Source organism: Smaragdicoccus niigatensis DSM 44881 = NBRC 103563 (assembly GCF_000380645.1).
In the GTDB taxonomy this organism is placed as follows: Bacteria; Actinomycetota; Actinomycetes; order Mycobacteriales; family Mycobacteriaceae; genus Smaragdicoccus; species Smaragdicoccus niigatensis.
Genome location: NZ_AQXZ01000005.1, coordinates 1 through 18888 on the forward strand (window position 1 = coordinate 1; position 18888 = coordinate 18888).

Below are 18888 nucleotides of genomic sequence, written 5' to 3' on the forward strand. Positions count from 1 at the left end.
TCGTCGGACACCCCGGCGGTGGCGTCGGCGATCTTCTGCACGCGGGCAACATCCAACTCACCGCGGGAGAACGCGTCCCACACGTTCGGCAGGCGCCGGGACAGGGTCACGCCGAGGCTGATCAACGAGGACGCGTGGTACGGGGTGATGACCAACGCAGGTCCGAGTTCGGCTTCGAGCGCGTCCCAGGGGTCGATCGAGCTGTACTCATCGTTGAGTGCGGCGATGTCCTCGAAGCGCGAGAACAGTTCCGAAACATAGGCATGCTTGCGTGCCGAGACGGCGGACTCGAATCGGTGCAGGGTGGCGACGGTGCCAACGAGATGGTCGGTGGATAGGTAGGGGTCGGGCAGGGCTGCAACAAGCTCGCCTATCAAACGGTCGAACATGACTCGATCATATGTTCGACCTCTGACAAGTTACGTCCCTGACCAGCGCCGATGCTTGAAACTGTGCACTTTCTGGCCCGGGAGTGGTGTCATCAAATGATGGCGAAGCTGCAGCCGATTGGCCCGACGTTCTTCGTGAACGCCCCCATTCTCATGACCGAGACCTTCGAGGTTCCGCGTCCCGCTGACGACGTGTGGGCCGAGCTTGTGGTTGAGCATCCGATGGAGTTCTTGGGCATTATCAAGCGGATCGACTGGACCTCACCGCGCCCGTTCGGCGTCGGAACCACGCGCACCGCGCATGCGTATTTGGGTGCGCTCGTGCTCAATGAACGGTTCATCGTCTGGGATGAGGGCCGACGCATGGCCTTCGGTGTCGAATCGTCGAACCTCCCGGTGTTCCGCCGATTCGGCGAGGACTACCGGATCGAACCGACGTCGCCGGAATCGTGCACGCTCACCTGGACGATCGCGAGTGATCCACAGCCGTATTTGAAGCCCTTCAAGCGGCCAGTAATCCGAGTCTCGGAGTGGAGCATGTTCGGGGATGCGCGCATACACTTCGAGTCGACATGAATACAAACGTATTGTAAACAGCACGCACGTATTGCTTCTTGTATATCCGGTTACGATGGACGTCATGGTCAACCCGCGTGCGACGAACAGCGACCTCACGGCAAAGGCGCGAATTCGCAATGCGGCAATGGACCTCTACGCCGAACACGGCGAGGAACGGGTGTCGCTGCGGGCCGTCGCGGCGGAAGCCGGCGTGACTCTGGGGCTCGTTCAGCACCATTTCAAGACGAAGGCCGGCTTGCGGGATGCGGTCGACCAACTCGTCATCGAGTACTTCGCGGCGGCGCTGGCATCGGCGGAACCGAGCGATGATCCACGCCAGAACGCGGCTGCTCGAGATGCCGCCGTTCAGAAGATGCTCGAAGAAACCCCGACGGTGGTGAACTACCTCAGGCGAGCGGTGCTGGATCCGGCGAATGCTCCGACGCATCTCCTCGGTGTGTTCATCGAGTTCACGCGCAGCGAAATCAGATCACTGCGCGATGCCGGACTGGCTTCCACGAAACGATCCGAGGCGCTGCAAGTCATGGCGCTCATGGTTCGACTGGTTGGAGAACTCATGTTGCTGCCGATGGTCGACAGCGTGTGGGAGCTGGTTGCCGAGCCTGCCGACGGGGAAAAGCCGCGACTCGTCATCGAAGTAAAAGGGTAAAACGGACCGATCGGTCTGTTTGGGTGGCGAGCTTCAGCTAACGATCTTAAAGTCGTTCGGCATGGAGGATTTATTGCCCGGCGTCCTGCCGACTAAACCTTCGTCTCGACGCCTCGATGCGTCCGAGGCCTACTACCTACTGCTGGAGCGTCGGTGGGCGGTCAACCCCCTCTGCGCCGTCGAGATTGCCGCGGACGCGGCAACCGTGAGTGCCGCGTGGGCGGCCACTGTCGAGCGTCTGCCGGTGCTGGGCGCGCGATTACGGACCGTCGACGGCAGAGCTGAGGTTGTTTTCGGTGGCCGCGGCGCCGCTGAGGTCTGGAAGACCTTCCCGACCGTCGAGGAGGCGATGGCCGCTCAAGCCTCGACACCATTTGATGCTGAGCAGCCGATTGGGCGGTGCGCTCTCGTGGAAGGCGACGGCGTCACGACGGCAGTGATGGCGGCCCATCATTCCCAGGTCGACGGCCGGGCATTCGCGCAGATTGCGCTGGTTCTCGGCGCATTCGCGGCGGGCGAAGAGCCCGCGGAACAGCCGTTGATGCGCATGACGGTGAGTGTCGAGTCGCTCACCGCAAACGAGGTCGACGGCCGACGCCGGCGTCGCCAGCTGTTGGCCTTGGCCCGCGAGGTCCGGGGTGAAGAGGCCTACGTCGACCACGCCGATCGGCTCAGCTGGCACGACCCGGCGGTGGACAAGCCGCGCGATCTCGCGTGTGCGCTGTTCCGCCTCGACGCCGATTCAACCGCGGGTCTGCTCAAGCAGGCGCGGGCCATTGGCGCGACGGTCTACGGACTGGTCGTTGCCGCTGTACTCGGCAGTTGTGCCGAGCTGTCGCCGGATGCGGAGCGCCTTGCGCTCGCGACGCCGGTGGATCTGCGTGTCGTCAAGGGAACCCCCGGGGACGCGCCGGTCGGTCAGGCCGCGACGCTGATCCTCGGCTCGTACGACGTGACCAAGTCTGACGACGACCTGGCGCGCGCCGTGTCGGCCGGTGTGCACCGCCGGATCGGACGCGGGGAAGCGGAATTGCTGTTCGCGCTCAGTGGCGCTGAGCGAATGCCCGTCGGACCCGAGTCTGATGACGCAGTTCGACACTGGATCGCGGACTCCACTCCCGCGGTGTGCGTCAGTAACGTCGGCATCATTGCCGAGCCGGTCCCGGCGTCGATTCGCGGCATCACGATCGGCCACGCGCCGACTCCCAATCAGAGTCTCTTCTTCGTCGTCACGACGGTGGGCGGCCGTATCAATGCGATCCTGACGTACGACCGCAATCGCGTCTCGATCGATGGTGACAAGCTCGCCCTCATGATCCGGGAACGTTTGGAAGCTTTGAGCGAGACTGCCTAGCTTCGGAGAAAAACGCTGGGCAGACTCAACATTCGACCCCTAAGCGGCGAGTGCTTGCTATTCAATCGTCTATTGAACATTCAATGGAAGATTGAATAAGGAGCGCACCGAATGTCGACTCCCTCTTCGCGGGTCCTAGGCGCTCCAGAAGCCTACTTCCAGCTCGTTGATCGACTGTGGCCGGTCAATTCGGTGTTGGCGGTGGAGATCTCCGCCGATCCGGCGGCAGTGGCCGCGGCCTGGACGGCGACATTCGAGCGGATGCCCGTGCTCGGTGCGCAGATCAGGATTGTTGACCGCAGGCCCGAGGTCGTCTTTGCCGGGACACCCGCGCCGGAGATCTGGCGTTCGTTCGCGACCGTTGAGGAGGCGATGGCCGCCCAGGTGATGGAGCCACTCGACACCGAGCAGTCCATTGCGCGATGCGCAATCGTCGAAGGCGACCGCATCACCACTGCGGTCTTGGCCGCCCATCACTCGCTGGTCGACGGTCGCGCGCTGATCCAGGTCGCGCTGACGCTCGGAGCCCTCGCGAGTGGCGAGGAGCCCGCGGACCAGCCACTGTTCCGTCCTTCGGTCAGCGTGGATGCACTGGTGGCAGACCGGACCGACGCGCGCGGCCGGCGACGCGAACTGTTGGCACTCGCCCGCGAGGTGCGTGACGAGGAGGGTTACGTCGACCGCGCAGATCCGCTGACCTGGCACGACACGGCGATCGATAGGCCGCGCGACATCGAGTACGCGCAATTCCGGTTCGACGTGGATCGTTCAGCGGCATTGCTTGCGCATGCGCGATCGATCGGCGCGACCGTCTACGGAGTCGTTTGTGCAGCCCTGTTGCGCAGCTGCGCAGAGCTGTCGCCCGGTGTCGCTCGAGTGGGCCTGTCGACTCCGGTCGACCTGCGGGCAGCGACCCGGATTCCCGACTCGGCCCCGGTCGGACAAGCGGCAGCGCTGATCTCGGGTTCCTATGACGTCACCGTTTCGGACTCTGAGCTGGCGCGTGCGGTGTCCGCGGGTGTCCGTCGGCAGGTCGATCGTGGCGAGGCGGAACTGTTGTTCGCGCTCACGGGTGCAGCGCGAATGCCCATCGGACCGGAGTCTGACGAGGTCGTTCGGCGATGGCACGCGGACGCTACGCAGACCGTCTGTGTCAGCAACATTGGTGTCATGCCTGGGCCGTTGCCATCGGCAATGAGAGGCGTCACGATGTGCCTCGCGCCCACCCCGAATCAAGGTGTGTTCTTCGTGGTGATGACGGTTGGTGGCCAGCTCCACGTGACCATGGGCTACGACCTGAACCGCATCTCGATCGATGGCGGTCTGCTCGCCAAGACGATCGAGGCGCGGTTGGTCTCCTATATCGACTCGCAGCCTTAACCCAGGCCGAGCTCGGCGGAACTCACTTCCCGCATCTCGGCCTTACGGACTTTGCCGGTGACGGTCATCGGGAATTCCTCGACGATCTTCACGTAGCGCGGGATCTTGTAGTGAGCGAGTTTGCCGGTCGCGAAGGCGCGGATTTCGGCCGCATCGAGCGGTTCGGCGCCGGGTCGAAGCCGAACCCAGGCGCACAATTCCTCCCCGTACTTCTCGTCCGGAACGCCGATGACTTGCACGTCCTCGATACTCGGATGGGTGTAGAGGAATTCCTCGATCTCGCGCGGGTAGACGTTCTCACCGCCGCGGATGACCATGTCCTTGATGCGGCCGACGATGGTGCAGTAACCGTCCTCGCGCATCACCGCGAGATCCCCGGTGTGCATCCAGCCCTCGGTATCAATGGCTTCCGCAGTCTTGACCGGGTCGTTCCAGTAGCCCTGCATCACCGAGTACCCGCGCGTGCAGAATTCGCCCGGCACTTCGCGCGGAAGAGTCTCGCCGGTCACCGGGTCGACGATCTTGATGTCGAGATGCGGCGCTACCCGGCCGATCGTGGTGGTACGCCGGTCGAGATCGTCGTCGACGTGGGTTTGGGTTGACACCGGTGAGGTCTCGGTCATGCCATAAGCGATCGCCACCTCGGCCATATGCATGTCGGAGACGCAGCGCTTCATCACTTCGACCGGGCACGGCGCGCCGGCCATGATTCCGGTTCGCAGACTCGACAGGTCGAACGAGGCGAAGTCCGGGTGGTTGAGCATCGCGATGAACATCGTCGGGACGCCGTAAACCGCCGTGCACTTCTCGTCCTGGACGGTCTGCAGCGTGATACCCGGGTCGAAGCTCGGCGCCGGGATGACCATCGTGGAGCCGTGGGTGATGCAGCCGAGGTTCGCCATCACCATGCCGAAGCAGTGATAGAACGGCACCGGAATGCAGAGGCGGTCCTCGTACGTGAACTTGATCGTCTCGGTGACGAAGAACCCGTTGTTGATGATGTTGCGGTGGGAGAGCGTCGCGCCCTTGGGGAAACCCGTTGTGCCCGAGGTGTACTGGATGTTGATCGGATCGTCGGGGGACAGGTCGGCCATCCGCTCGGAGACCGCGTTCGGCGGCAGCGAGCGCCCTTCGTCCAAGAGCGCGAACCAGTCGGTTTCCAGGTAGACGACCCGCTCCAGGGCCGGACAGTCCCGGTGCGCATCGGTGATCATCGCGCGGTAGTCGCTGGTCTTGAAGCTCTCCGCGCTGACCAGCAGACGCAGCCCTGACAGGTTGACGGCGTAGACGAACTCATGTGTCCGATACGCGGGGTTGATCGTCACCAGGACGGCTCCGACTTTCGCCGTCGCGAACTGCGTGACTGTCCACTCGGCACAGTTCGGCGCCCAGATCCCCACTCGGTCGCCGGGTGCGATGCCGATGGCGATGAGGGCCCGCGCGAGGTCATCGACCGCGGCGTCGAGTTCGGCCCACGTCCAGCGCCGGCCCGTTGCGACCTCGACCAACGCCTCGCGATCGGGGTGCGCCGCAGCGGTCCGTGCGAAGGTCGCACCGATGGTCTCCTCGATCAGGGGAGTGTCGGTTGGTCCAGCGGCGTGGGACAACATCTATGAATCCTCTCGTTGGCCGTGCTGGACGATGTGCTGGGCATGGAGCAGGACCGGAGAGTCGACCATCCGACCCTCGAAGGCGAATACGCCGCGCTCGGTTTCGGCTGCCTGGAGAACTCTTGTCGCCCAGTCGACTTCCTCTTCAGAGGGGGCGAAGGCGGCACGAATCACGGGTACCTGGCTCGGGTGGATCGCAACCTTCGCGTCGAACCCGACTGCCACAGCATCCTCCGACTCAGTGCGCAGGCCGTCAAGGTCCTTGATGTTGAGATAGACCGAGTCGAGAACGAACTTTCCGTGGGCCTTGGCCGCCAGGAGCGTCGTCGAGCGGACATGCCTGGCGACGTCGCGGTAGGTGCCGTCGGAGCGCCGACTCGCTTTGCCACCGAGGCCGGCTATCAGATCCTCGGCACCCCACATTGCGCCGACAGCGTTCTCAACGGACATCGCGTCATCGACCCGGAGAGCGCCGAGAGGCGACTCGATCAGGATGACGACCTGCAGGTATGCGAGGTCCGCGACCTGTTGCCGCGACTCGCACTTGGGCAGCATGACCCGTCGGTAATCGGTCGCCTTGAGCGCCCGCAGGTCAAGCGCGTGATCGTGAGTGCCGGCCGCGTTGATCCGAACGACGGTCCGTTCGGGGTCGAGCGGGTTGTCGATGATCGCCTGTCGGGCAGTCGATTTGTCAGCGGGCGCGACACCGTCTTCGAGGTCGAGGATCACGATGTCGGCGGCCGCAGCAGCCTTCGCGAATCGTTCCGGGCGGTCAGCGGGGCAGAAGAGCCACGCCGAACCGGGGGGAGTCCAGCTCACTGTGCGCCCTCCGGACGCAGTCGGACCATGGTCTTGCGGGTCGCTCGCACAATGACGTCACCATGTTGGTTGCGACCGACGTGTTCCAACGTCACGATGCCCTCGCCCGGACGGCTCTTTGACTGCCGCTTGTCGGTGATCAGCGTTTCCGCGTAGATCGTGTCGCCGTGGAAAACCGGCTTCGGGAAGGCGATTTCGGAGAAGCCGAGGTTGCCGACGATGGTGCCCTGGGTGAGCTGGGCAACCGAGAGCCCGACCACGGTGGACAGAGTGAACATTGAATTCACGAGGCGCTGGTTGAACGGAGGCAGGGCCTCGCTGGCGGCGGCGTCGAGGTGCAGCGCCTGGGTGTTCATCGTCAAGGTCGTGAACAGCACATTGTCGGCCTCGGTGACGGTTCGGCCCGGGCGGTGCTGGTAGAGCACGCCGACCTCGAACTCTTCGAACCAGAGTCCGCGCTGGGTTACGACTTTCACGGTGTCACCTCTCCTGCACGGAGGCTTGTACGAAACGTGAGTTTTGTACAAGCCGATTTGCGAGAGACTTGTCCCCCCGCCGCCCGCACACGCTCACAGCCCCAGCTCTCGCGCGATGAGCATCAGCTGGACTTCGGTCGTTCCCTCGCCGATCTCGAGAATCTTGCTGTCGCGGTAATGGCGAGCGACGGCGTACTCGTTCATGAAGCCGTAGCCGCCGAAGATCTGCGTGGCATCGCGGGCGTTGTCCATGGCGGCCTCGCTTGCGACGATCTTCGCGATCGACGCCTGCTTCTTGAACGGCTTTCCGGCGAGCAATGCCGCAGCCGCGTCGTAGTACGCGGTGCGTGCGGCGTGCGCACGAGCCTCCATGCGCGCGATCTTGAACGCGATCGCCTGGTTGCGGCCGATCGGGCGACCGAATGCCTCGCGCTCCTTGGCGTACTTCACGCTCTCGTCGACACAGCCCTGGGCCGCTCCGGTGGACACTGCCGCAATGGCGATCCGTCCTTCGTCGAGGATCCGGAGGAAGTTGGCGTATCCGCGACCGCGCTCGCCGAGCAGGTTCTCTTCCGGGACGCGCACGTCGTCAAACGATAGCGGGTGGGTGTCCGAGGCGTTCCAGCCGACCTTGTTGTACGCCGGCTCAACCGTGTACCCCGGAGTGCCGGCCGGAACGAGGATGCTCGAGATCTCCTTGTGGCCACCGGCCAAAGTGCCGGTGACCGCCGTGACGGTCACCAGCTTGGAGATGTTGGTGCCCGAGTTTGTGATGAACTGCTTGCTGCCGTTGATGACCCAGTTGCCATCGTCGAGCCGGGCAGTGGTCTTCGTGGCGCCGGCGTCGCTACCGCCGTCCGGTTCGGTCAGACCGAACGCGGCGAGAGCCTTTCCGCTGGTCAGCTGCGGCAGCCACGCCTGCTTCTGAGCGTCGTTGCCGAAGCGGTAGACCGGCATGGCGCCAAGCGAGACTCCCGCCTCCAGCGTCATCGCCACGCTCTGGTCGACTTTTCCGAGTTCTTCGAGCGCGAGGCACAGGGCGAAGTAGTCGCCGCCCATGCCGCCGAATTCCTCGGGGAACGGCAGGCCGAACAGGCCCATGTCCGCCATGCCCGACACGACCTCATACGGGAACGTGTGGTTGGCGTCGTGCTCGGCGGCAACCGGGGCGACGACGTTTTGGGCGAAGTCGCGAACGGCCTTGGCGAGCTGCTGGTACTCGTCCGGAAGCTGCCCGGTGGCGAGGTAGTCAGTCATCAGTTCTCCTTGCGGGACGGTTCGGCGGGCACGATGCGTGCCAAGAGTTGGTCGACCTTGACCTGTTGGCCGGTCGACGCGAGAAGTTCGACGGTTCCGTCGATGGGGGCGTTGAGAGAGTGCTCCATCTTCATCGCTTCGACGACGACGATGGGGGTCCCTTTGGTCACCTCAGCGCCGTTTTCCGCGAGCACTGCGATCACGGAACCTGGCATCGGGCTAGTGATTTCGGCTTCGCCGGCGTGGACATCACCGACGCGCACATTGACCTCCTGAACGCGACGCACGACGTCGGTGCCTGTTGATCCGGCGAGCCAGATGTGCCCGTCGGCCTCGACCGCGAGATAGTCCGCACGCAGGCCGTCGATGGTGACCGACAGTTGATCGCCGGTGAGAGACGCGGTGAGTGACTGCCATTCGCCGTCCTCGATCCGTACCTTCGCCGCGGTCGGGGTGCCGACGATCCGGACGTGGTCGGTGCGAGTACCGGTACTGAGCCGAATCGATGTGGGTGCTGAATCGCCGACGCGCCAGCCGTTGGGAATACTCCAGGGGTCGGTTCCGGCCGAACGCCACTTCTGCAGCCAGTGATGTGCCCCGGCGGCGATGAAGACGTCGTCGGAAGGCTCGCGGGCAACGTAGTCGGCGACCCGGCGGTCCAGCAGTCCGGTGTCCAGGCGGCCGGCGATCACGTCCGGATCGGCGAGCAGAAAGCGCGCGAAGTCGATGTTGGTGACCACGCCGAGTACGGCGGTGCCGGCGAGCGCCCCGTCCAGCTTGCGCAGTGCGGTCGCTCGATCGTCAGCGTGTGTGATGACCTTGGCCAGCATCGGGTCGTAGTCGCTACCGATGACGACGCCGGACCGCAGACCGGAATCGATTCGAACGCCGTTGCCGCTCGGCTCGACCAAGCCGACGACCTGCCCGCCGGTCGGCAAGAAGCCGCGGCCCGGGTCTTCGGCATAGACTCGCGCCTCGATCGCGTGTCCGGTGAGCGTGACGTCGTCCTGTTTCAAGCCGAGCTCTTCGCCGGCAGCGATGCGGACCTGCCACTCAACGAGGTCGACGCCGGTCACCATCTCGGTCACCGGGTGCTCGACCTGCAGCCGCGTGTTCATCTCCATGAAGAAGAACTCGTCGGGTCGATCGGCGGAGACGATGAATTCGACTGTCCCGGCGCCGGTGTAATCGACGCTTCGTGCGGTGTTGCACGCAGCCTCGCCGATCCGCGCGCGGGTGGCTTCATCGAGCAACGGCGACGGCGCCTCTTCGATGACCTTCTGATGGCGACGCTGCAGGCTGCATTCGCGTTCGCCGAGGTGGATGATGTTGCCGTACTCGTCGGCGAGCACCTGGACCTCGATGTGCCGCGGTCGCAGCACGAACCGTTCGAGGAACAGGGTGTCGTCGCCGAAGGCCGAGCCGGCCTCGCGTCGGGCGCTGGCCAGAGCCGCCGGAAGATCGGCGGGGTCCTCGACCAAACGCATGCCCTTGCCGCCGCCACCGGCAGACGGCTTGACCAGCACGGGATACCCGATTTCGGTTGCCGCCTCGATCAATTCGGCATCGGTGAGGCCGGGCCGCGCGATTCCAGGAACCACGGGCACGTCGAACTCGGCCACCGCGTTCTTCGCGGTGATCTTGTCGCCCATCACCTCGATCGCGCGCGCCGACGGTCCCAAGAAGGCGATGCCTTCGGCCTCGAGCGCGGCAGCGAACGCGGAGTTCTCGGACAGGAAGCCGTAGCCCGGGTGCACGCCCTTCGCGCCGGTGCGCTTGGCTGCGGCCACGACCTTGTCGATGTTGAGGTAGCTCTCGCGGGCGGGGGCCGGACCGAGTCGCACGGCGATATCGGCTTCCTGCACGTGGCGGGCGTCGGTGTCGGCGTCGCTGTAGACGGCGACGGACCGAATACCCATTGCGCGCAGGGTGCGAATGACGCGCACCGCGATCTCGCCGCGGTTGGCGACGAGGACTGTGTCTAGTTTGTGCATCATCAGCTCACATTCGGAAGACGCCGTAGGAAACGGGCTCGAGCGGTGCTTGCGCGCAAACGGAGAGCGCAAGGCCGACAACAGTTCTCGTGTCGGCAGGGTCGATCACCCCGTCGTCCCACAAGCGTGCAGTCGAGTAGTACGGGTTGCCCTGGCGTTCGTATTGCGCGCGGATCGGTGCTTTGAACGCCTCTTCCTCTTCGGGCGTCATCTCGGCGCGCACGGTGGCGAGCACCGAGGCCGCCTGCTCACCGCCCATCACCGAGATACGAGCGTTCGGCCACATCCACAGAAAGCGTGGCGAGTAGGCCCGACCGCACATCGAGTAGTTGCCGGCACCATACGAGCCGCCGATCACAACGGTCAGCTTCGGCACGCGGGCACACGCGACGGCGGTGACCATTTTGGCGCCGTGCTTGGCGATGCCGCCGGCCTCGTAGTCACGACCGACCATGAAGCCCGAGATGTTCTGGAGGAACAGGAGCGGCACCTTGCGCTTGTCGCACAGCTCGATGAAGTGCGCGCCCTTCTGTGCCGACTCCCCGAAGAGAATGCCGTTGTTCGCGACGATTCCGACCGGGTGTCCGTGGATATGTGCGAATCCGGTGACGAGCGTCTTGCCGTACTCGGCCTTGAACTCGTGAAACTCGCCCGCGTCGACGAGCCGATTGACCACTTCGTGCACGTCATAAGGTATGCGCGAGTCGATCGGCACCACGTCGTAGAGCTCGTCCTGCGGAGCGAGGGCGTCGCGGGGCAGCAAGACGTCCCACGGGCGCTCGGACTTCGGGGCGAGCGTGGCCACGATCTGCCGCACGATGCGCAGGGCGTCCTGGTCATCTTCGGCGAGGTGGTCGACGACGCCGGACGTCTTGGCGTGCAGGTCGCCGCCACCCAGGTCCTCGGCCGTCACGATCTCGCCGGTCGCCGCCTTCACCAGCGGCGGACCGCCGAGGAAGATCGTGCCCTGGTTGCGGACAATGACGACTTCGTCGCTCATCGCCGGGACGTAGGCGCCACCGGCAGTGCAGGACCCCATGACCGCGGAGATCTGCGGAATGCCCTTCGCGCTCATGTTCGCCTGGTTGTAGAAAATCCGCCCGAAGTGTTCGCGATCGGGGAACACCTCGTCCTGTAGCGGGAGGAATCCTCCGCCCGAGTCCACGAGGTAGATGCAGGGAAGGTTGTTCTGCAGCGCGATTTCCTGCCCACGCAGGTGCTTCTTGACCGTCATCGGGTAGTAGGTCCCGCCCTTGACGGTGGCGTCGTTGGCGACGATGAGGCACTCGCGCCCCGACACCCGTCCGATACCGGCGATGACGCTGGCTCCCGGACATTCGTCGTTGTACATCCCGTTCGCGGCCAGCGGCGCGATCTCCAGGAATGGACTGCCATCGTCGAGCAGGTTGTTCACCCGGTCGCGGGGCAGCAGCTTTCCGCGCGACACGTGCCGCTCCCGCGACCGCTCCGACCCGCCCAGGGCCGAAATAGCAAGTCGCTCACGCAGTTCGGCAACGAGCGCCTCGTGCTGAGCGCGGTTGCTCGTGGTTGTTTGGGTGACCGTCAACGTTTTGTCCTGACGCCTGAGTTAATCGACACTAACCGAGATTTAAGATAATCTTTATTAACTGAGTTGTCCAGGGTCCCGGTCGGGAGGCGCACGTGAGTACGGAAGCCGAGACTCCGACGCGCCGCGAACAGATGAAGGCGGACCGCCGAAACCAGCTTCTTCAAGCGGGTGCGCGTCTCATCGCTGAACGTGGATTTCATGGCGTTCCGCTCGAGGATCTCGGTGCCGCGGCCGGCATCAGCGGTCCGGCGGTGTACCGGCACTTCCCGAACAAAGAGGCGCTTCTCGTCGAACTGCTGGTCGGCGTCAGTCAACGCCTGTTCGATGGTGGAATGGCCGTTGTCGAAAACGCCTCGAGTGCTCCGGAAGCGCTCGCCGGGTTGATCGAGTTCCATCTCGACTTCGCCCTCGGCGAATCGGATCTCATCCGCATCCAGGACCGGGACCTCGAGAACCTCCCGGGACCGGCGAAGAAGCAGGTCCGCAAAGCCCAGCGACAGTACGTTGAGATCTGGGTCAGTGTGCTGCGTCAGTTGCACCCGACGCTGAGCGAAGTCGAAGCGCGGATCGAGGCCCACGCGACGTTCGGACTGATCAACTCGACCCCACATAGTGCTAGCAGACTCTCTCCGGCCGTCGCCCGCAAGGTGTTGCGGCACCTGGCCACGGTGTCCTTGACCAGCCCCTTTGAGCCCTCGACGTAGAACGGAACCCCGAATGGAACCGCAGTGGGTACCGACGCAGCACGACATCGACGACGCCCAGATCACCGCGTTCAGCCGGTTCGTCTCGGACGCGATCGGGTGGCAGTTCGTGGACTATGCCGAACTGTGGCGCTGGTCGGTCGAGGATGTCGAGGCCTTCTGGGGACTGTTCTGGTCCTTCCTCGGCTTTGGTTTCGTCCCGACCAAGGTGCTGTCGAGCGCGGAAATGCCCGGAGCGCAGTGGTTCCCCGGCGCCGAGTTGAACTATGTCGACCGGATCGCACAGCTGGCCGACAATGACGAAGTCGCCATCCGAGCCATCGGGGAAGACGGTAAGAGAACTGAGCTCACCTATCGGGAGTTGGTTGCGGCGACCGCGGCTTTCGCACGCACTTTGACCGAACTCGGTGTCGGTCGCGGCGACCGGGTCGTCGGCTACCTCCCGGACATTCCCGAGGCGGTGATCGCCTTCCTGGCCACGGCCAGCATCGGTGCGATCTGGAGTGGGTGTGGGCAGGACTACTCGGCGAGTGCGGCGCTGGATCGACTCGGTCAGCTCGACCCCGTTGTGCTCGTCGCCGCCGATGGCTACCGGTACGGCGGGAAAGTGCATGACAAGCGTGAGGACATCGCGGCGCTCAGGTCCGGACTCCCGACCCTGCGATCGGCGGTGTTGGTCTCGCGGCTCGGTCGATCCGACGAAAGGTGGCTTTCGTGGGAGGCGGCGACCTCGAAATCCGACCAACTTCGGCCAACACCCGTTCCGTTCAGTCATCCGCTGTGGGTGCTGTTCTCCTCCGGTACGACGGGCAAGCCGAAGGGCATCCTGCACGGGCATGGTGGGGTCGTCCTCGAGCACCTGAAAGCTCTTGTGCTGCAGTCGGATGTCGATGACAGCGACACTTTCTTCTGGTTCACGAGTCCGAGCTGGATGATGTGGAACTACCGGAACAGCGCCCTTCTCATGGGTGCGACGATCGTCTGCTACGACGGAAACCCGGGATTTTCTCGTCCCGACGCATTGTGGAAACTGGCCGCGGAGACGCGCGCGACGGTCCTGGGTACGAGCCCCGCCTACGTGCTGAACTGCATCAAGGCCGGCGCGAAGCCGAGCCGGGACTTCGACCTCACGCAGCTGCGAATGGTCGGCATCACCGGATCGCCACTACCGGCGACCTCGTCGGAATGGCTCGGTGAGAACATCGGCGACCACGTGCAGGTGTCGTCGATCAGTGGCGGCACCGACGTCGTCTCGGCCTTCTTCGGCGGCGTCACGACCGTGCCGGTGTGGCCGGGTGAGCTGTCCGCTGCGTTCCTGGGAACGGCGGTCGAGGCGTGGGATGGCGAGGGCCGGCCGGTGATCGGGGAGATGGGCGAGCTCGTCATCACCAAGCCCATGCCGTCGATGCCAGTCGGGTTTTGGCACGATCCGGACGGAAGTCGTTACCGGGCGGCATATTTCGAGCACTATCCGGGCGTGTGGCGACACGGCGATTGGATCACCATCACCGATCGCGGCAGCATCGTTGTGCACGGTCGCTCGGACGCGACTCTCAATCGCGGAGGAATCCGCATGGGCGTTGCCGACATCTATCAGGTCGTCGAGCAGGTCCCGGAGGTCAGCGATGCGCTGGTGCTCGGCGTCGAGCAGCCGAACGGTGGTTACTGGATGCCGCTATTCGTCGTGCTGACCGACGGGCAGGACATGACCGAAGCGGTGAAGGAGCGCATCGCCGCGGCGATCCGGACGGAACTGTCGCCGCGGCACGTTCCCGACGACATCATCGTGGCCCCGGGGATCCCGCACACGAGAACCGGAAAGCGCCTCGAAGTACCCATCAAACGGATACTTCAAGGCGCTGATCCCGAGAAGGTCGTCGCACCGAGTGCGATCGACAATCCGGAGTTGCTTGCGTGGTACGCCAGCGTCAGTCGATGAAGATGTCGTACTGAACGTTCTCGCCGCCGCCGTACTTCGACAGGTCGGTGACGCCGTGGTCGGCGAGGATCTCGGCGTCGATGTAGACCTTGCCGCTGTTGGTCTTCGCATCTGAGGTGAGGATCAGCATCGCGGCATCCGCAACGATCTCCGGGGTGCGCGACACCGCGATGGCCTCATCGCCGCCGAGCAGGTTCTGAACCGCTGCGGTCGCGATGAGCGTCTCCGGCCACAGGCAGTTTCCGGCGATGCCGTCCTTGCGGTATTCCTCGGCCCAGCCCAGCGTCAGCATCGACATTCCGTACTTCGCCAACGTGTAGGCCGGGTGCGCGCCGAGCCACTTCGGCGAGAGGTTGAGCGGCGGCGACAGCGACAGGATGTGCGCGTTGTCCGACTTCTTGAGGTGCGGCAGGGCGGCGCGGGTCAGCAGGAACGTGCCGCGGATCTGAATGCCCTGCATGAGGTCGAACTTCTTGACCGACAGTGCTTCGGTGCCGGACAGGTCGATCGCCGAGGCGTTGTTGACGACGATGTCGATGCCGCCGAATCGCTCGATCGTCTTGTCGACGGCGTTCTGTACGGACGCTTCGTCGCGAACGTCACCCACGACCGGAAGTGCCTGTCCGCCAGCCTCTTCGATCTCCGCAGCGGCGGTGTAGATGGTGCCCGGAAGCTTCGGGTTCGGCTCGCCGGTCTTGGCGAGGATGGTGATGTTCGCGCCGAGGCGGGCTGCCGCGAGTGCGATGGCCAGACCGATGCCGCGGCTTCCGCCCGACATGATGATGGTCTTGCCTTCGAGGGACTTGGTCATCACAACTCCACTGGGTAGGGGGTTCCGTAGCGAGACATCTCGTCGAGCACGGCGCTGTACATGTACTTCTTGGTGGCGGCCAACAGGGGGCCGCGCTTGGCCGCTTGTTGTTCGCCGAGTTGAAGGGCTGTGGGGAGCAGTTCCTCCGCGGTCAAAGCCAAATCCACGATGCCACCCTTTGCTGCCTCTGCACCGCCGAATCGGCGAGCCGTCACGACCGCGAGGTGGCGCGTTGGTTGAGGCACTCGCGCGGCGAACAGTGCGTCAAATCCGTTGGGGATGGGCATGCCCAGATCCATCTCCGGAAGGCAGAAGAATCCTCGGTCGTTTCGCATGAGCCGGATGTCGTGCGCCACCGCGAGGAAGGCGGCCCCGCCGAACGCGTGACCATTGACGGCCGCAATCGTGGGCAGCTCGGAAGCCACCACGCGAGCAAACACTTGCTGCGCCCGGAGCAGGTAATTGCCGTCCGGGGCGAAGAGTTCCGGCACGAACCCGTTGGAGAAGAACTTCCCCGTCGCAGTCGTCACGAGTGCGGCTGGGCCCTGCGATGCCTCGGCCTCGTCAATGCATGCCTCGATGGCATCGAGTGCATCTGGGCTCAGGCGGTTGTCGGTTTCCGGTTGTCCGGCCTCGCCAAGGTCGAGGACGAAAACCTGGCCCTCGCGACGGAGATGGGGCATCAATTGCCTTTCGTTGGGGCGGTGAGACTGTCCTGGTACCAGCGCATCGCGCCGAGCCACCCGTCGTAGTTCACGCCCTTCTGTTGATACATCTGCAGTACCGACTCGTGGGGAAGGATGAGGAACTTGCGCGCTGACATGCCCTCGATGACCTTCTGCGCCACGTCCTTCGGATCAAGGATCGCGCCCGCGGTCGCAACGGCCTTGTAGGCGATTTCACCCTCTGCATGTGAACCAACCGTGCGAAGTAGGTCCGTGTCAACACCCATCGGGCACAGACAGCTGACCTTGACGCCCCGGTTGCCGTAGGTCACCGAAAGCCATTCGGCGAATCCCACGGCCGCATGCTTGGACACCGAGTAGGTCGCCGAGCCGATCTGGGTGAGGAGACCGGCCGCTGACGCGACGCTCACGAAGTAGCCACCGCCGCGCTCGACCCAGCCCGGTACCAGCAACTTCGCCGCGCGAACATGGCTCAGGACGTTGACGTTGAGGACGGCGTCCCACGATTCGTCGGGAGCGTCGAGCCCGGGGGCACCCATGATCCCGGCGTTCGCCACGAAGATGTCGACGGGACCACTCAGTTCGAAGAGCCGCTCGAGCGTTCCGGTGGAGGAGATGTCACCGCCGAAGGATTTTCCACCGATCTCCGCGGCGACCTTCGCCGCCTGCTCGCCATCGAGGTCGGCCACAGTGACCTGGGCGCCCTCGGCGGCGAGGGCCCGAGCGATGGCTTCACCGATACCGCGCGCTCCGCCCGTGACGACAGCGGTCTTGCCTGCGAATGCGCTCATCCGAGAAGAGCTTTCAGCTCGTCCATCGTCGACAGCGGGACGATGTAACCAGTCTGGTCCTCGATCTGGGCGAGGTTGGCCGCAATGTCTTCGGCCGTGGCCAGGCCCTCCGAGCGCCAACCCGGAGTGATTCCGATGAAGACACGGGCGTAGCGACCGAGGGCGGCCGAGAACACCTCATGCGTGAGTTCGCAGTCGCGGCTCGCGAGGAAGACCACGAGTGGCACGACGCCTTCGGGGGCGGCGAGGTCGGCGAGCGGACCGAGCAGGTCCTCGGTCATGCGGGTCTTCGCTACCGGCATGATCGCGTTGCTCTTGATGTTGAACCGCTCGCCTTCGATCGCGAGCACGTTGGAGAGGCCGACGAGTCCAGCCTTGGCGGCGCCGTAATTCGTCTGCCCGAAGTTGCCGAAGATGCCCGCGTTGGACGACGTGAACACGAACCTGCCGTAGCCCTGCTCCTTCATCGTTGCGAAGGCCGGCTGGGAGACGTTGAAAGCGCCCTTGAGGTGGACGTCGAGAACGGCGTTGAGGTCCTCGGGTTCGAGCTTGAGGAACGACTTGTCGCGCAGGATTCCGGCGTTGTTGACGACGACGTCGACGCGTCCGAACGCCTCGATCGCGGTGTCGACGATCGCCTTGCCGCCCTCGGGGGTGGCGACCGAATCGCGCGAGGCGGCGGCCCGGCCGCCGGCCGCGACGATTTCGTCGACGACGGACTGGGCGGCGTCGGAGCCACCTTCCCCACGGACCGATCCGCCGAGGTCGTTGACGACGACCGCGGCTCCGCGCCGAGCGAACTCGAGTGCGTAAGCCTTGCCGAGACCGTTGCCGGCTCCGGTGACGATGACGACCTGATCGTCGAAGTCGATCACTTGCTGTCCTTTCGCTTGTGGTCCCCGAATGGCTCGTCGCGTTCGCGCACAGCTTCGCGGAATCCGGCTGTTGCGGAGCGCAATTGGAAGGCGTAGCCCTCGCGCGTGTGGCGTGAGATGCCGTCGAAAACTGTGCTGATCATCGTGCTGTTCGCGACGCCCTGGGCCAGAAGTGCCGAATTGAGGGCGAGCTTCGCCATCATCAGCTGGTTGATGGGCATGCGCGCGATCCGCTCGACGAATGCCTCCGTGCGTTCGTCGAGTTCGTCGGCGGGGCACGACTCGACCGCGAGACCCCATTCCTCCGCCTGCTTGCCGCTGATCCGATCGCCGGTGAAGAGAAGGCGCTTGGCGCGCTGATCGCCGAGACGGTGGGCCCACATGCCGGCCGCGGGAATTCCCCAGACCCGGGTGGGCGGGTAACCCATCATCGCGTCGTCGGCGCAGATGATCTGGTCGCAATAGAGCGCGATATCGGTGCCGCCGGCGATGGCGAAGCCGTGGATCTTGGCGACGGTCGGCTTGTTGGCGTGCAGGAGCGAGGCGAAGCCCTTGTTGAAGCGGCTCATCATCGCGTAGTCGAGCATCGGGTCCCAGGTGCCCCACGGATTGTGGTTGATCGCCTGAACGGTGGGATCGATTTCCGTGCCGTTGATGTCGTGCTCGCCGACGCCGAAGGAATCGCTGGCGCTCTCGGCGAACATTCCGAGGTCGTAGCCACCGCAAAAGCCCTTGCCTCGACCCGAAACCAGGATGACGTGCACCCGCGGATCGAGGTCGGCACGTTCCACGGCGTGCGCGATATCGAGCGGGGTGTCTGGCGTGATGGCGTTGCCCTTGTCGGGGCGATTGAACGTGATTCGTGCGATGCGCCCGGTCCGCTCATAGGTGAGAGTGCGGTACTCGCGGCTGTCCTCGGGCTGCGGCCGGTTTTGAAACGGCGAGTCCGGGACTTCGGTCCAGTTCTCGTACCAGGCTGCTTCGCGCATGCCGGAGTGATTGTCG

At 64.5% G+C, this 18888-nt stretch carries 18 protein-coding genes; 6 read left to right on the forward strand and 12 right to left on the reverse strand.

The features are described 5' to 3' along the window. Positions 1 to 389: DUF222 domain-containing protein (locus F600_RS26235; protein WP_040629874.1), on the reverse strand; the 389-nt coding region annotated here is incomplete at its 3' end. A 96-nt stretch (positions 390 to 485) separates the two neighbouring features. Here F600_RS26235 and F600_RS26240 point away from each other — a divergent pair. The 4 genes from F600_RS26240 (at position 486) to F600_RS0100370 (ending at position 4351) form a co-directional block, all read left to right on the forward strand. Further along, complete coding sequence (locus F600_RS26240) at positions 486 to 965, forward strand: SRPBCC family protein (RefSeq protein ID WP_156024331.1); 480 nt, start codon at positions 486 to 488, stop codon at positions 963 to 965. Positions 966 to 1029: 64 nt separating this feature from the next. Beyond that, complete coding sequence (locus F600_RS0100360; RefSeq protein ID WP_026306006.1) at positions 1030 to 1617, forward strand: TetR/AcrR family transcriptional regulator; 588 nt, start codon at positions 1030 to 1032, stop codon at positions 1615 to 1617. A 61-nt stretch (positions 1618 to 1678) separates the two neighbouring features. Further along, complete coding sequence (locus F600_RS0100365) at positions 1679 to 2971, forward strand: phthiocerol/phthiodiolone dimycocerosyl transferase family protein (protein WP_018158585.1); 1293 nt, start codon at positions 1679 to 1681, stop codon at positions 2969 to 2971. Between the two features lie 111 nt (positions 2972 to 3082). Then, positions 3083 to 4351, forward strand: a complete 1269-nt coding sequence (locus F600_RS0100370) for a phthiocerol/phthiodiolone dimycocerosyl transferase family protein (protein ID WP_018158586.1) — start codon at positions 3083 to 3085, stop codon at positions 4349 to 4351. On the opposite strand, the gene F600_RS0100375 is transcribed toward F600_RS0100370, so the two are convergent. The 6 genes from F600_RS0100375 to F600_RS0100400 all read right to left on the reverse strand — a co-directional run bounded on the left by F600_RS0100375 (position 4348) and on the right by F600_RS0100400 (position 12074). After that, complete coding sequence (locus F600_RS0100375; protein WP_018158587.1) at positions 4348 to 5961, reverse strand: AMP-binding protein; 1614 nt, start codon at positions 5959 to 5961, stop codon at positions 4348 to 4350. The genes F600_RS0100370 and F600_RS0100375 overlap by 4 nt on opposite strands. Continuing rightward, positions 5962 to 6780 carry an HpcH/HpaI aldolase/citrate lyase family protein gene (locus F600_RS0100380; protein WP_018158588.1) on the reverse strand — a complete coding sequence of 273 codons (819 nt, stop codon included), beginning with the start codon at positions 6778 to 6780 and terminating at the stop codon, positions 5962 to 5964. Then, a complete protein-coding gene (locus F600_RS0100385; RefSeq protein WP_018158589.1) occupies positions 6777 to 7256 on the reverse strand; it encodes a MaoC family dehydratase in 480 nt (159 codons plus the stop codon). The genes F600_RS0100380 and F600_RS0100385 overlap by 4 nt, the downstream gene beginning before the upstream one ends. A 93-nt stretch (positions 7257 to 7349) precedes the next feature. Continuing rightward, a complete protein-coding gene (locus F600_RS0100390) occupies positions 7350 to 8513 on the reverse strand; it encodes an acyl-CoA dehydrogenase family protein (RefSeq protein WP_018158590.1) in 1164 nt (387 codons plus the stop codon). Then, on the reverse strand, positions 8513 to 10507 hold the full coding sequence (locus tag F600_RS0100395) for an acetyl/propionyl/methylcrotonyl-CoA carboxylase subunit alpha (protein WP_026306007.1): 1995 nt from the start codon (positions 10505 to 10507) through the stop codon (positions 8513 to 8515). Before F600_RS0100395 ends, F600_RS0100390 begins: the two co-directional genes overlap by 1 nt. A gap of 7 nt (positions 10508 to 10514) precedes the next feature. Beyond that, positions 10515 to 12074, reverse strand: a complete 1560-nt coding sequence (locus F600_RS0100400) for a carboxyl transferase domain-containing protein (RefSeq protein WP_018158592.1) — start codon at positions 12072 to 12074, stop codon at positions 10515 to 10517. Between the two features lie 134 nt (positions 12075 to 12208). Here F600_RS0100400 and F600_RS0100405 point away from each other — a divergent pair, with 134 nt between their 5' ends. Beyond that, on the forward strand, positions 12209 to 12781 hold the full coding sequence (locus F600_RS0100405) for an SACE_7040 family transcriptional regulator (protein WP_081628648.1): 573 nt from the start codon (positions 12209 to 12211) through the stop codon (positions 12779 to 12781). A 13-nt stretch (positions 12782 to 12794) separates the two neighbouring features. Continuing rightward, positions 12795 to 14720, forward strand: coding sequence for an acetoacetate--CoA ligase (locus tag F600_RS0100410; RefSeq protein ID WP_018158594.1), 1926 nt, complete (start codon positions 12795 to 12797; stop codon positions 14718 to 14720). Here F600_RS0100410 and F600_RS0100415 read toward each other — a convergent pair. From F600_RS0100415 to F600_RS0100435, 5 genes are read right to left on the reverse strand one after another with little or no spacing between them, the layout of a single operon-like run. After that, positions 14710 to 15531 carry an SDR family oxidoreductase gene (locus F600_RS0100415; protein WP_018158595.1) on the reverse strand — a complete coding sequence of 274 codons (822 nt, stop codon included), beginning with the start codon at positions 15529 to 15531 and terminating at the stop codon, positions 14710 to 14712. The genes F600_RS0100410 and F600_RS0100415 overlap by 11 nt on opposite strands. Continuing rightward, a complete protein-coding gene (locus tag F600_RS0100420) occupies positions 15531 to 16214 on the reverse strand; it encodes an enoyl-CoA hydratase-related protein (protein WP_018158596.1) in 684 nt (227 codons plus the stop codon). The genes F600_RS0100415 and F600_RS0100420 overlap by 1 nt, the downstream gene beginning before the upstream one ends. Continuing rightward, positions 16214 to 17008: an SDR family NAD(P)-dependent oxidoreductase gene (locus tag F600_RS0100425; protein ID WP_018158597.1), complete on the reverse strand. Its 795-nt coding sequence runs from the start codon at positions 17006 to 17008 to the stop codon at positions 16214 to 16216. Before F600_RS0100425 ends, F600_RS0100420 begins: the two co-directional genes overlap by 1 nt. Next, entirely contained in the window at positions 17005 to 17883 is an 879-nt protein-coding gene (locus F600_RS0100430; protein ID WP_018158598.1) for an SDR family NAD(P)-dependent oxidoreductase, read from the reverse strand. The genes F600_RS0100425 and F600_RS0100430 overlap by 4 nt, the downstream gene beginning before the upstream one ends. After that, a complete protein-coding gene (locus F600_RS0100435; RefSeq protein WP_040629882.1) occupies positions 17880 to 18872 on the reverse strand; it encodes a crotonase/enoyl-CoA hydratase family protein in 993 nt (330 codons plus the stop codon). The genes F600_RS0100430 and F600_RS0100435 overlap by 4 nt, the downstream gene beginning before the upstream one ends. Positions 18873 to 18888: the final 16 nt, after the last annotated feature.